18 protein-coding genes are annotated in these 12,941 nt (G+C 45.5%); 11 read left to right on the top strand and 7 right to left on the bottom strand.

All coding sequences use genetic code 11. The features are described 5' to 3' along the window. The 5 genes from Q0620_RS01725 to Q0620_RS01705 form a co-directional block, all read right to left on the bottom strand. Positions 1-498: hypothetical protein (locus tag Q0620_RS01725; RefSeq protein ID WP_298782957.1), on the bottom strand; the 498-nt coding region annotated here is incomplete at its 3' end. A 37-nt stretch (positions 499-535) separates the two neighbouring features. Then, complete coding sequence (locus Q0620_RS01720; RefSeq protein WP_298782956.1) at positions 536-754, bottom strand: hypothetical protein; 219 nt, start codon at positions 752-754, stop codon at positions 536-538. Positions 755-885: 131 nt separating this feature from the next. Then, positions 886-2,229 (bottom strand): sodium-dependent transporter, encoded by a 1,344-nt coding sequence (locus Q0620_RS01715; RefSeq protein ID WP_298782955.1) that lies wholly within the window; start codon positions 2,227-2,229, stop codon positions 886-888. Between the two features lie 24 nt (positions 2,230-2,253). Continuing rightward, on the bottom strand, positions 2,254-2,379 hold the full coding sequence (locus tag Q0620_RS01710; RefSeq protein WP_297901624.1) for a hypothetical protein: 126 nt from the start codon (positions 2,377-2,379) through the stop codon (positions 2,254-2,256). A 153-nt stretch (positions 2,380-2,532) separates the two neighbouring features. Further along, positions 2,533-3,882, bottom strand: coding sequence for a sodium-dependent transporter (locus tag Q0620_RS01705; RefSeq protein WP_298782954.1), 1,350 nt, complete (start codon positions 3,880-3,882; stop codon positions 2,533-2,535). Between the two features lie 169 nt (positions 3,883-4,051). Here Q0620_RS01705 and Q0620_RS01700 point away from each other — a divergent pair, with 169 nt between their 5' ends. From Q0620_RS01700 to Q0620_RS01650, 11 genes are all read left to right on the top strand, one after another. Then, positions 4,052-4,297 carry an EexN family lipoprotein gene (locus tag Q0620_RS01700; RefSeq protein ID WP_366111843.1) on the top strand — a complete coding sequence of 82 codons (246 nt, stop codon included), beginning with the start codon at positions 4,052-4,054 and terminating at the stop codon, positions 4,295-4,297. A 189-nt stretch (positions 4,298-4,486) separates the two neighbouring features. Continuing rightward, complete coding sequence (thyX, locus tag Q0620_RS01695; RefSeq protein WP_298782953.1) at positions 4,487-5,122, top strand: FAD-dependent thymidylate synthase; 636 nt, start codon at positions 4,487-4,489, stop codon at positions 5,120-5,122. A 34-nt stretch (positions 5,123-5,156) separates the two neighbouring features. Then, positions 5,157-5,774 carry a hypothetical protein gene (locus Q0620_RS01690; protein WP_298782952.1) on the top strand — a complete coding sequence of 206 codons (618 nt, stop codon included), beginning with the start codon at positions 5,157-5,159 and terminating at the stop codon, positions 5,772-5,774. An 11-nt stretch (positions 5,775-5,785) separates the two neighbouring features. Next, positions 5,786-5,953 (top strand): hypothetical protein, encoded by a 168-nt coding sequence (locus Q0620_RS01685; protein WP_298782951.1) that lies wholly within the window; start codon positions 5,786-5,788, stop codon positions 5,951-5,953. Positions 5,954-6,172: 219 nt separating this feature from the next. Next, positions 6,173-6,769: a DJ-1/PfpI family protein gene (locus Q0620_RS01680; RefSeq protein ID WP_298782950.1), complete on the top strand. Its 597-nt coding sequence runs from the start codon at positions 6,173-6,175 to the stop codon at positions 6,767-6,769. A 79-nt stretch (positions 6,770-6,848) separates the two neighbouring features. After that, complete coding sequence (locus tag Q0620_RS01675) at positions 6,849-7,466, top strand: hypothetical protein (RefSeq protein WP_298782949.1); 618 nt, start codon at positions 6,849-6,851, stop codon at positions 7,464-7,466. A 75-nt stretch (positions 7,467-7,541) separates the two neighbouring features. Beyond that, positions 7,542-7,760 carry a hypothetical protein gene (locus tag Q0620_RS01670; RefSeq protein WP_298782948.1) on the top strand — a complete coding sequence of 73 codons (219 nt, stop codon included), beginning with the start codon at positions 7,542-7,544 and terminating at the stop codon, positions 7,758-7,760. Between the two features lie 142 nt (positions 7,761-7,902). Further along, entirely contained in the window at positions 7,903-8,598 is a 696-nt protein-coding gene (ung, locus tag Q0620_RS01665) for a uracil-DNA glycosylase (protein ID WP_298782947.1), read from the top strand. Positions 8,599-8,768: 170 nt separating this feature from the next. Further along, positions 8,769-9,575, top strand: coding sequence for a transporter substrate-binding domain-containing protein (locus Q0620_RS01660; RefSeq protein WP_298782946.1), 807 nt, complete (start codon positions 8,769-8,771; stop codon positions 9,573-9,575). A gap of 438 nt (positions 9,576-10,013) precedes the next feature. After that, positions 10,014-10,820, top strand: a complete 807-nt coding sequence (locus Q0620_RS01655; RefSeq protein ID WP_298782945.1) for a transporter substrate-binding domain-containing protein — start codon at positions 10,014-10,016, stop codon at positions 10,818-10,820. A gap of 18 nt (positions 10,821-10,838) precedes the next feature. Beyond that, positions 10,839-11,645: a transporter substrate-binding domain-containing protein gene (locus Q0620_RS01650; RefSeq protein ID WP_298043367.1), complete on the top strand. Its 807-nt coding sequence runs from the start codon at positions 10,839-10,841 to the stop codon at positions 11,643-11,645. 242 nt (positions 11,646-11,887) lie between these two features. On the opposite strand, the gene Q0620_RS01645 is transcribed toward Q0620_RS01650, so the two are convergent. Then, positions 11,888-12,625 carry a hypothetical protein gene (locus Q0620_RS01645; RefSeq protein ID WP_298782944.1) on the bottom strand — a complete coding sequence of 246 codons (738 nt, stop codon included), beginning with the start codon at positions 12,623-12,625 and terminating at the stop codon, positions 11,888-11,890. A 98-nt stretch (positions 12,626-12,723) separates the two neighbouring features. Beyond that, positions 12,724-12,941: hypothetical protein (locus Q0620_RS01640; RefSeq protein WP_298782943.1), on the bottom strand; the 218-nt coding region annotated here is incomplete at its 5' end.

Raw genomic sequence — 12,941 nt, 5'->3', positions numbered from 1 at the left:
TATATAAAATTCGCACGAGTGTATAAAGTTGGTATTACTATACGGCACACATTCTTTAACGCCTTGCAAATACTGGTTTATGCGGTTATGAACCATATCAAATTCGTAATCTGGATTTTTTGTCTTTTCAGATGGTTGAAACTTATAGCTCATATACTTAATCCCCTCATAATATATGCAATATCTATTCTTTCCTAGCGCTCTTTCAAAAAAAGTAATATTTTTGCATTCTTTTATACTGAAGCTATCGGAACCATACATACCACCTTTGCAAGTAAATATAAGGGTTTGATTGAGATCATAGTTTATCTTTTTATTACCTTCAAATGGCATATATGAGTAGTTGCCATTTATATCAACATTTCTATCTGTATGATGATGGACAAAATCGACAAAATTCCAAGGAGCGGTTTTATTTGATATTATTTTATTCGTAATTTTATTTAAACCAATAGTTGAGTTTAAATCATCAAATAGGCTAAAAGTCTTAGTATCCATATGCTTTTTAAATATTTTGTCTAATGTATAAATAAGTTCATTGAAGCTTAAATTTTTTATCAGGAGCATAAAATGTATCATAATGGTAATATACGCAATCATTAAATTCTTCCTGTACGAAATTTTGTACCATCTCATCTTTACTAAGCCATTTTAGGTCGCTGAAGCTAAACCCGCTGTAATTAAGCGCGCCGACGATTACACAAACGCCGAGCGCGGCGATTAGGGCTTTGGATAGAAATTTAAGCGCTTTCAAAATTTGCTCCTTTAGCAAAACGCTAGTTAAAAATACGAGCCTAACGGGCTGCGATGTTAACGTTTAAATTTAGCTCGCCCAAAGAGGGTTAAATTTAAATCGTGCCGCCTTAAATTTAACCGAATCGCTTCCTACTTTCCGCCGAAAAACAGCAGATTTGCCATTATGATCACGATTGCGACGGGCGCTACGAAGCGCAGCGAAAAGTACCAAATTTTAAATCCAAGCTCGCCCATATCGGCGCCGAAAAGCCCGCGCAGGCGCTGCGCGTCCATCACAAAGCCTACGAAGATCGCCGAGGTTAGCGCGCCCAGAGGCAGCATAACGTTTGAGCTTACGAAATCCAAGCAGTCAAAAAAGCTCGCGCCGAAAAGCTTAAACCTGCCCGCATAATCCGCGTGCATCGATAGCAGCGAGCATGCGCCTAGCGCCGCTATGACGCACCCCGAGATGCAGACTGCGCGCAAGCGCGAAATTTTAAATCTGCCGATGAGATAGAAGACGAAGGGCTCGATCATCGAAACCGCGCTCGTGATCCCCGCGAAAAAGAGCGAGACGAAAAACGCGACTTCAAGCACCTGCCCCGCTAGCCCCATTTTTGCAAACATCGTAGTGAGCGAAACGAACACAAGCCCCGCACCCTGCGCGGGATCGGCATGGAATTCGAAGATGAAGGTAAATACGATGAGCCCCATCATCAGTCCGATCGCGATGTTAATAAATACGATGTTTACCGAGCTTCGCACGAGCCGCACCCCCTCGCTAAGCGATGCCGCGTATGTTGCGATACAGCCGACGCCCACGCATAGGGTAAAGAGCGCGAGCCCGAGCGCTGATAGGACGGAGTTAACGGTGATTTTGCCGAAGTCGGGGTAGAAAAGAAATTTCGCCGCCGCGCCGAAGCCTTGCATCGTGCACGCATACGCAAGCATCGCAAGCAGCAGCACGAAAAGAAGCGGCATCATCACGACGTTTAGTCGCTCGATACCGCTTTTGATGCCGCGCGCGACGACAGATAGCGTCAGCACGAGCGCAAGCGCGTAAAAGCCGAGGCTCGTGGCTAGCGAATGCGAGATGAGATCGTCAAAGACGGCGCCCGCTTCCTCGGCGGTTGCGGGTAGCGGAGAAAAGCCCAAAAATATGTAGCGGATCACCCAGCCGAGGATGACGAGGTAAAAGGACAGCACCAGCATGCCGCCCGCGATGAAAATGCCTCCCGCGCGCCATTTGCGTCCGCCGCGCGGTGCCAGCGTCTCGTACGCGCTCGGCAGATCCCGCCCGCTTAGCCTGCCTAGCGCCATCTCGGCTAGGAATATGCTAAAGCCCACGCCTAGCGTGAGCGCGAGGTATAAAAGCACGAAGGCGCTGCCGCCGTTTTGACCCACGAGAGTGGGGAATTTCCATGCGTTGCCAAGCCCCACCGCGCCGCCTGCGACGGCAAGTATGAAGCCGATTTTGCTAAATTTATCGTTCATTTTCTCTCCGATGATTTTTAAATTTTAAAGCCGCGGAATTTTAAAATTCCGTAGCGTGATCAGATGCGGCTGCGCTACGACGCCTTTGCCGCGTGCACCTATCGCCATGCGGGTTGCCGCGGTCGTGCCGAAAGCTGATTGCCGTCGCATACTTTGACCTTCCTCTATCTAAACATAAAATTTTAAACTATCGCTGCAAGGCTAACGGATCGCCGCAAGTTCGCTATGAAATTTGGCGCGTTGCTTTTGGACTGCTTTAGCGCCAAATTTTAACTTCCATGTTATCCACCTGCTTTACAAAATTTAAAAATTTAAAATTTTTAACTGATTGAGTGCTATCACTACGATCGCGACTGGCGCCACGAAGCGCAATAGCACAAAATACCACAGCTTAAAGCCCATTCGCCCCATATATGGGCGCAGTAGAATTTCGACGGCTCGTTTTTTGATCACGAACCCTACGAAAATCGCCACGATTATACCACTAAGAGGCATTAAGATATTCGAGGTTAGGTAATCAAGCACGTCAAAAAAGCTCTTGCCACCTAGGCTAAAATACTCGCTCGTGCCCCCGTAATAACCCAAAATGCAGCATATCCCTAAAACATACGTCACGGCAAAAACTAAAAGCGAAGCGCGCTTGCGGCTTAGCTTGCGGGAGTTTACGAGATAATAAATCGCAGGCTCCAGCATCGAAATTGCAGAAGTAATCGCCGCAAATAATAGCGAGGTGAAAAATAAAAAGGCTAGGATATTTCCGATCGCACCGAGCTTTGAAAAAAGCACCACCAGCGAGACAAACACTAGCCCCGGACCTTGCGCTTTGGGATCGCCACCGAATTCAAAGATGAAAGTAAAGACGATAAGCCCCATCATCACGCCGATTAGGACATTAATGCAGACTATATTTATGCTTGAGGTTAGGATATTGGTGCGCGCAGGCAGGCTCGCGGCATAGGTCATAATTGTAGTAACACCAAGCGAAAGCGTAAAAAATGCAAGTCCTAGCGCCGAAAGAACGCTATCCTTATTAAGCTTGGAGAAATCAGGCACTAGCAAGAATTTTGCGCTACGTCCGAATCCATCGAAACTCGCGGCGTAAATTAGCATTAAAACCAGCAAAATAAATAGCGCAGGCATCATCCAGACATTAAGCCGCTCGATGCCGCTTTTGACACCTTTAGATACGATGAAAAAGCAAAATGCCGACGTTATGGTAAAGCACACCGCTACGCTTAAAAAATCGTTACCTAAAAGTGCGTTAAACGCTGCGCCGCTTTCATCTATATTTTTTGGCAGATACAAAGCGCTTGAGACCACGTATTTTAGGATCCAGCCCATTACGACGCTGTAAAAAGCATAGATCAAAAGTGCACTAATCATAAAAAATCCCGCGTATTTCCATGCGCCTTTGTATGAGGGCGCGAGTTTTTCAAATGCGCGCACCGGATCACTTTCGCTTAGCCTGCCGATGACGATCTCGGCTAAAAAGATCACGAAGCTAACCAAAAGCGTCAGCAAAAGATATAGCAAGATAAAGGCGCTGCCACCGTTGGTGCCTACTAAAGTGGGGAATTTCCACGCGTTGCCGAGCCCTACGGCGCTGCCTGCGACTGCGAGAATGAAGCCGATTTTGCTAAATTTATCATTCATTTTGCACCTTTTTTAAAATTTAGCCGCAATCTTAGCGAAATGTAGCTTAAGGGCGGTATCAAAGCTTCGTTAAATTTATTTGCCGCGCAGGTAGAATGGCAGTAATTCAAAATTCTTAAAGTAAACAGATGGTAAAATACTAGGTAAAATTTCAAACAAGGAGAATGAAATGAAAAATCCTAAAATGTTCCTCTGGGGGGGGCTTGCGTTCGCTGCTTTTTTGGTGGGTTGCGATAATACGGAGGTTAAATCTTTAGAATACTATCAAAATCATCCCGATGAGGCAGAAAAAGTTTTCAAACAATGCGATTTTGATAAATTAAACGAAAATAGCAACGCCTATAAGAATTGTAAAAATGCTAAAGAAATTTATAAGTTTAATGAGGATAAAAAGTTTTTCTCGGGAACAAAATAGTATTTTAGTATTAATTCAATATTAAAATATCTCTTACGCCTTATACTTAAGTTCATTTTATTTACCTTGTATCTCGGTGCAAGGTAAATTTGATGAATGTAAATTTTAAAATACAAATGCCGAGCCCTGCTAAATTTTAAGTCCCGAAACGCTAAAATCATCCAAAAATTTTAAAACCAAAGGCAAAACATGCAAGTCAAACTTCTAAATTTCACTCCGCTTTGGGTCTGCTCAAACGCGATCCGCACCTGCTGGCAGAGCTTTGAGCGCGGCGATTGCGGCGGCGTCAAAGACCTGGCGCTAATAGATCGCGTCGGCAACCAGCTCAAGCACTCAAGCACGCTCGAGCACCTCTACTACAACTTCTACATCAGCGGCATCTCGCGCGCTCTGCTTCAGGAGTTGGCACGCCACCGTCTCGCAAGCCTTAGCGTAAAATCCACGCGTTACACGCTAAAAGAGCTGCGCGGCGAGGATAGCTTTGCGCAAGGGGATTTCGAAAACGCCGCGCGCTACATAGTGCTTACGGGCAACGAAGCGGTCGATAATGCAAGCATCGCGGCTCTTGAAAATCTGCGTGTAATCTTACAAACCTCGATCAGCCTTGATATCGCAAAATACTGCCTGCCCGAGTGCTACAAGAGCGAGCTTAGCTGGAGCATAAACGCGCGCAGCTTGCAAAACTTCCTCGCTCTGCGCTCTAGCAAGGCGGCGCTTTGGGAGATCCGCGAGCTTGCGGGTGAAATTTACGATGCGCTGCCGCAGGAGCATAAATTTATATTCCAAAGCTGCATGGCGGGCGAGAAGACGCAAGGCGAAGAGTAGCGCGCGGGATAAATTTAGATACAAAAGGGCTGCGATGATAAAACTTACGCAGATGAGAGCGGCTTTTGAAAAGGAGGAGCCGGACGCGCTTTATCTGAGCTACTTGGGATGGGTAAAAACCCTGATCCCGTTTTGGAGGCAGGCCGCTGCGAGGATCGCGGAGCTAAGCGGCACGGCGGATGAAAAAAGAGACAAGCATCTGCGAGCTATCGACAATTCTTTAGAACTGATGCAGGCTTGGCGATTTAAAAAGATAAAATACGTGCAAGCAAGAAGAAGAGAGATCGATAGCGCCATAAGTTTTATTCGAAACGGCGCCTTAACGCAGCAGGCATGCAGATACGCCTTTGCGCCGGTCTGTAGAAATTTAGCAAGCATCTTGCGCAGCTTTTTATACGTTTCAACTTTTGGTTATTCGGACGAGCAGCTTCCGACCGTATTCGCTCAAAAAATTTACGGCATTGCGCTGTGCTATACTTTATTTCCCTTTGATACGGGCGATTTTGTGTATTATCTTCCGCGCGAAAAATCCATCCACACCGATGATCCCGCCGATTTGGATAACTGGCACTTGATGATGAACGAGGCGGGCAAGGTCTTGAATATCGCGGAGCTTACCAAAGAGGTAGATAATCAGGCTCGTAAAATTTAGGGATTTCTGCGTTGATTGAGCGGCTAAACGAACGCGCGTATGAAATTTGGACGAATTACAAAACGCCGTTTGAATGGAAATACGACGAGGGGATTTGGAATTTAGAATTTGAGAATGTTTCAAAAAGGCTGCACTATGCGGGCTTGCGAGCTTTTACAGGTCTGAATAAAGCGGAATAAAAAGCGCGCGAAATTTTAAATTTGCTTTTAAAATTTCATTCGCGGGCGGTAAAAATTCTGCGAGTTCTAATGCGGGTAAAATTTAAAATTCGTTTGAGCGTTTTGACAGCCTGCGGTATAAAATTTAGCCGCCGCGCATTTTACGACTTGCAGCGCCGAGAATTGCAGCGGCGGCAAACCGAAAGCTCATAGGCGAGCGATAAATTTAAAGGACGGATTATGAAAAATCTAGCGCTTGTGATGTTTAGCGGACAGACGCACCTCGATTTTGTGGGATTTTACGATTGTATGCTAAGGCTCAAAGCCGTCCGCCCGCAGCTTGAGATGAGGTTTTGCTCGCGCGAGCGGCAGGTTTCGGACAGCGGCGGCCTTACGATCGATGCGGGCGAGATCACGACGGATCTAGGCGGCTTTGATGCGGTTTTTGTGCCCGGCGGTATGGCGACGCGCCGCCTGAGGGACGATGCTGGCTTCATCTCGTGGCTCGCAACCGCGCGCGATGCGAAGTATAAGTTTAGCGTTTGCACCGGTTCGCTGCTTCTGGGCGCGGCGGGGTTTTTGCGAGGTAAGCGCGCGACCACGCATCCGTTTTGCTACGATCTGCTGGCGCCTTACTGCGCGGATGTGGTGCACGAGCGGCTCGTACGCGAGAGCCTGCCCGCAGGAGGCGAGATCATCACTGCTGGCGGCGTGAGCAGCTCCATCGAGCTTGGACTTTGCGTGATCGAAAAATTTGCAGGCGTCCAGGCGCGAGAGGCTGCCGCTGCGGCGATGGATTATCCGTATTACGGCCTTAGAGGCAAGCTCGTGCGATGAAATTTTAAAGCCGCTAAGATCGGTGGCGCGGTTTATAAATACCGCAGTAAATTTTAAAATAGAGAGGAGGTAAATCTTAATGAAAGCAGTAAAGATATTAAAAACATTGTGGAAAGTCATCAAGATTACGGCACTTGTAGTCATTTTACCGCTTTTCTTATTGATAACGTGTATATGTTTATATGCTCAAATTTCGCCGTTATTTAAATTCCCGTACGTAAAAGATCGAGATTTGGCTAAATTTGAAGCTCTAACAAGTAGAAAGGGCGAAACTTTGCTGATATATCGCAAAAAGATTCCCGATGGTGTTTGTTTCAATAAATGGCAGACTTGTATATGCTACACGCATTTTATAAAAGCGGATAAGCCTTTTGCTGTGACGCAACAAAAAATGCTGCAAGAGGGTTACGAACTTGTTTCCGAGTCAGACTGCATAGCCCAAACTAAAAATTTACACGAATTGGAATTGTCGTGGGCAGCGCCGTTTTATCACTATGCCGGCAGTCGGGAATATTTAATCTACGGCTCAACTAAAAATTTAAAACTAACGGCGTTAATGAACGATAAAAGGCAAATATGGCATAAAAAGGATCATATACCGTGGGGACAGCCGATAGATTATGATCACGAGGTTATTTTTTATCCCGAGTTTGATTTAGTTCAAATAAATACTTTAGGATATTATAGCGTGCGCTAAATTTACTTATGGTCGATTTAATATAACGTTGCGAACTAAATTTAAAAGCCTTAAATAGGAGATCACAAAGACAGAATGAAACCGGCTCAAATTTTATCGCTGCTTTCGCATATAGCTTTCGTAGCGGCGATCATTTATAGGTTAAAATTCAGAGATAATAACCCGTGGGAGTTCGCAATCGCGCTTTTTGCCTACGCGATTTTGTTTGCTTTTTACCCGCAGAGCTTGCTTAACGATAATAAAAAGACGATCGCCCTGCTGCTATTTATGGCGCTTTTGATCGTGATCGTGTAGCGGTGCCTATAAATCGGCGGGATCGGTTGGCGGCGAGAGAGCGCGGACGATCTGCCTTTGATTGCAGCGGCGCACGAGCGATACTATTTTTAAAATTTATTGTAAAATTAGGGCGTTAATTCGTTAAATTTAAAGGATCGGCATGCAGATAAATTTAGACGACGTGAGGATCGAGAGCGGCTGGAAAGAGGCGCTTAGGGAGGAATTTTTAAGCGAGTATTTTGCAAAGATCAAGGAAAATCTGCTCGCCGCAAAGGCGCGCGAGATCGTCTATCCGCCGGGAAATTTGATCTTTAACGCCTTTAATCTCACTCCGTTTGAGCGGGTGCGCGCGGTGATTTTAGGGCAGGATCCATACCACGGCGCGCATCAAGCGATGGGGCTTAGCTTTTCGGTGCCGCACGGCGTGCGAATTCCGCCCAGCCTCGTAAATATCTACAAAGAGATTAAGAGCGATCTGGGTATCAGCGAGCCTGAAAGCGGCGATCTGAGCTACTGGGCGAAGCAGGGCGTGCTGCTGCTTAATGCGAGCCTTAGCGTGGGCGCGAACCGCGCGAACTCACACAGCGGCTTCGGCTGGCAAATTTTCACCGACGCCGTGATTAAAATTTTAAGCGCGAGGCGGCAAAGCTTAGTCTTTATGTTATGGGGAAATTTTGCCAAAGCAAAATCTGCGCTGATCGATGCGCAGAGGCATCTCATTTTAACCGCCGCGCACCCCAGTCCGCTTGCAGGAGGGGCGTTTTTTGGCTGCAGGCATTTTAGCAGATGCAACGAATATCTACGCGCGCACGGTCTAGGAGAGATCGATTGGGATCTAAATCACGGCGCAGATTAAATGTATTTTAAATGAAATTTGCGTAAAATGCGCCGCAAAATTTCAAAGTAAAGAAATTTTAAAAAATGTCAAAAGGAGAAGTGAGCGAATAATATACGACCGGCTTAAGAGGGCTTGCCGAAGCGACGTAGATGCGTGGCTAGGCTAATCATTGTAATTAAAGGAACGATATGAAAAAGATAATTTTGGGAATTTTATTGCTATTTACAAGTAGTGTAGTGGCAAATACCCTATCTGAGATTAGGCAATCGGGCAGTGTGCGCGTAGGCGTATTTGAGGCGCAACCGCCTTTTAGTAAATTTGAAGACGGCAAATTTCAAGGATTTGAGGTGACCCTAGCCGAGGTGCTATCAAAAGATATATTTGGCGGCAAGGCGGGCAAGGTGGAATTCGTGCCCGTAAAGGCTAGTGAGCGTTTAAAAGTGTTGGAAGAAAATAAAGTAGATATGGTGCTTGCGACCTTTACGATCACAAATGAGCGTAAGCAGCTAGTCGATTTTACGACGCCGTATTTCGCAGTAAATATCGGCGTGCTAACCCGTAAGGGTGATAAGATCAAAACTATGTCTGATTTACACGGTAAGCCGATCATTGCAGAAAGCGGTACGACTAGCGAGGCGTATTTTAGAAAAGAGGGCTTTGACGTCATAAACTGCGCTACTGCAAATGAATGCTACAAAATGTTAAAAGAAAATAAGGGCATCGGCTACGCGACCGACAACCTGTTAGTTTTGGCTTATGCCGTCATCGATAGCGATACTGAGGTAAATATCAAGAATTTAGGCCCTTCGGAGTTTTTGGGCGTTGCCGTGCAGAAGGGAAATAAAGAGCTACTGGACTTCTTAAATGGCGAGCTCATCAAGCTAAGCAAAGAGGGCTTTATGAAAAAGACCTACAACGAAACCATCGAGCCGTATTACAAGGGCACGGCGGAGAAAAAATATTTCTTGCTGGATGACCTTTATAGCTTATTTTAGGCGGGCATAGCGATACAGCTCGCCTGTGTTTGTTTTCGTAAGCATAGCTGTGTGCTCTCGCCAGGTAAAATTTAAAAGGCTCGCATAGCCTTGCTATTTTGTCCGACTTTGCGAGCTTGGGTTTGGATTGCAAATTCCACTAACGCGCCGTTGCAGAATTTATAAAATTCCATATAATTTAGCAGCGACGTGCTATTTTTGCGGCACTAATAGACGCACAGAATTTTATAGCGAAGCGCTAAAATTTAATGAGAGCAGGCAGGGTTTGGCGCAAGGCAGCAAAATTTAAAAAGCCTCTATCATTATGCTTAGAAATTTTAGTTACGAAATTTTATCGCTAAACTCGCAATTTAGGGAATAGTTTTGGTTCTAGTAAAATGAAATTTTAAGAAAATTTACATTACAATTACGAAAAATTTAAAATTCAAGGAGGAAATTATGAAAAAGTCATTTTTTCTTATTCTATTGTCGGCGATCTTTGTTTTTGCGAATTCCTTAAGCGAAATAAAGCAAAGCAAGGTTATCAGAGCGGGCGTTTATGAAAATGAGCCGCCTTTTAGCAAGTCAAGCGAGAAAGGCTTTGAAGGCTTCGAAGTCGAGCTTGCCAACGCGCTAGCCGGTAAAATTTTCGGTAACAGCGGCGGTCGTATCGAGCTCATACCGGTAACAAACGAAGTGCGTTTTCCGATGCTGCAAAACAATCAGGCAGATATGATAATCGCGGCTGCAAGTATCACTGAAGAGCGTAAAGGCAGCGTGGATTTTTCGATGCCATATTTTACGGTAAATTTGGGAATTTTAACGAAAAAAGACTCAAATATTCACAAAATAGGCGATCTGATGGGCAAAAAGATCGGCGTCATCCGCAAGACCACCGGCGAGGCGTATATCAAAAAGGACGGCGGTTATAATGTTTCTTATTGCAACGATTCGGTTGATTGCTATAGGAGATTAAAAAGTGGCGAGATCGACGGGTATTGCAACAACAACCTTTTTGTAATGGTCTATCCGATCGTAGATCCTGCAGTCGAAGTCAATATCAAAAATTTAGGCGATAATGTATTCTTGGGCGTCGCGGTGCAAAAGGGTAACGCGGAGCTGCTAGAAGCGATCAATAAAGGCTTGATTGCGCTTAGCAAAGAGGGCTTTTTCAAAAAGGCTTACGAGGACACTTTCGAATCCTTCTATAAAGGCACCGTCGATAAAAAATATTTCCTACTCGACGATCTTTACAGCTTTTTTTAATAAAAAAAGGAATTTAAAATGAAAAAATCACTGCTTTTAATTCTTTTGTCTTGCATCTTTGCGCTTGCGAATTCTTTAAGCCAAATAAAGCAGAGTAAAGTCATTCGTATCGCCGTTTATGAAAATGAACCTCCGTTTAGTAGGGTCACAGATAACGGCTTTGAGGGCTTTGACGTAGAGCTTGCTAATGCAATCGGAGGCAAAATTTTAGGCGATACCGGCGGCAGGATCGAGCTCATACCGGTATCAGCGCAAGCTCGCTTTCCGTCCATTCAAAATAATCAGGCGGATATGCTTATCGCGGCTGCAAGCGTTACTGAGGAGAGAAAGAAAAATTATGAGTTTTCGATGCCCTATCTTTCCGTAAATTCCGGAGTTTTAACCAAAAAAAGCGACAATATCCAAAAAATGAGCGATCTGCGAGGTAAGAAAGTAGGCGTCATCCGCGGCTCGACGGGCGAAGCGTTTATGCAAAAGGACGGCGGCTACAATCTAGTGTATTGCAAAAATTCCTCCGATTGCTACAAACGGCTAAAAAGCGGCGAGATCGACGGCGCGTGCGACGACAATCTATTTGTGATGGTCTATCCGGTCGCAGATCCTAGCGTCGAGGTTAATATCAAAAGCCTCGGCGAGAACGTATTTTTGGGTATCGCGATGCAAAAGGGTAACGCAGATCTCGCAGAAGCCGTCAATCAAGCACTCATCTCGCTTAGTAAAGAGGGCTTTTTCAAAAAAGCGTATAACGATACCTTCGAGCCTTTCTACAAAGGCACTGTCGATAAAAAATACTTCCTTCTAGACGACATATACAGCTTCTTTTAGAATTTTAAATTTTGATTGCGGGTCGGGATTTGAAGCTTCGTGGCTTTAAATTCTAACCCGCGCATAACCGGTGCGTCATTAAAATTCCATCTCAAAATTTTGTCCTAAAAATCTCATTTCAAATTTTATTAGCCCCGCCGCCGCGCCGAAGCCCAGCGTGCACACGGCGGTCGCAGTCTTTAGTATTTGCGACCATTTGCGGCGTGCAAAATTAGATCGAGCTAAGCTTTAAAATTTTACTCCTAGCCCTTGGAATTTTTTAAATCCTCCATACGCTCCTGCTGAGCTTGCACGAACGCGTCGTATCTGATAAAAAGATAATCTTTGATCTCAAAAATCATCAATGTAAAAATCGACGGTAGCGTAAAAAATCTAATCGTCATAAATACAAGATCAAGCGCGGTCAGATCATCGCCGCTAGCGCGATACCCTCCCGAGCCCGCGGTTAAAATCCCGTGCAGCGCCTCATAGTTATAAAGGATGAAAATCGTCACGAAAAGTGTGGAGAGCTTCGATACGATTTTATTCATGATCTGCGCCACGTCCTCGTCGGCGATCACCGACATCGCAAACCACACGAGGGTGAAAAACAGCGGAAAGACGATGTTGAAATTTAGCGAGTTATCAAGCTTTTGTGCGCCCGTCACCGCGATGATCGCAAACACCGCCGCAAAGGGGATTACAAATAGCGCGAAGGTCATCGCCGATTTTATCGCCTTAAAAAAGCTATACGCAAGCAGTGGCGAGCCCAAAGCGAGCAAAAAGATCGTGAGCGCATAGTTGGCTTTGGCAAAATCGTATAGGTTAAACAGCGCAAATACTGATGCTACGGCAAGTAGCGGCACGCTTAGCTTAAACAGCACCCCATATTTGGCGTAAGCGCGCGATACGACGGCATCAAGCCTGCTAAATTTGACGTTTAAGCTTTGCGCTCTGATGAAAAACAAAATGACGAATTTAACGATTACGTTTGGGCTCATACGCACCTTTCCGTTTAAATTTATAAAATTTTATCCGCGCTAAATTTAGTAAATTTTATCCGCGGAACCTGTCCGTAGAATTAGGCTTTGCCGACGGCTTATGCGGTCTGCGTTAAAATTTCATCGCGCTCTCGCTGCGTTGCTATCTTGCCGCCTTGTAGGCTTTGTCTTTTGGCTACGTGAGGCGGACCTGCGCGCTTTGGCTTGCATAGCGTCTTGCTAGCAAGCCTTTTCGGGTTGCGACGTGCTACGGCGGCGCCCATTCGGCTCGGCGTGCGATACTTTGCTTGCGGTATCCGCGTCGCGCCCGCGCATG

It is taken from the genome of uncultured Campylobacter sp., from assembly GCF_938017615.1.
Classification (GTDB): domain Bacteria; phylum Campylobacterota; class Campylobacteria; order Campylobacterales; family Campylobacteraceae; genus Campylobacter_B.
Note: the sequence above shows the minus strand (reverse complement) of the source record. Positions and strands in the feature narration are given on the sequence as shown.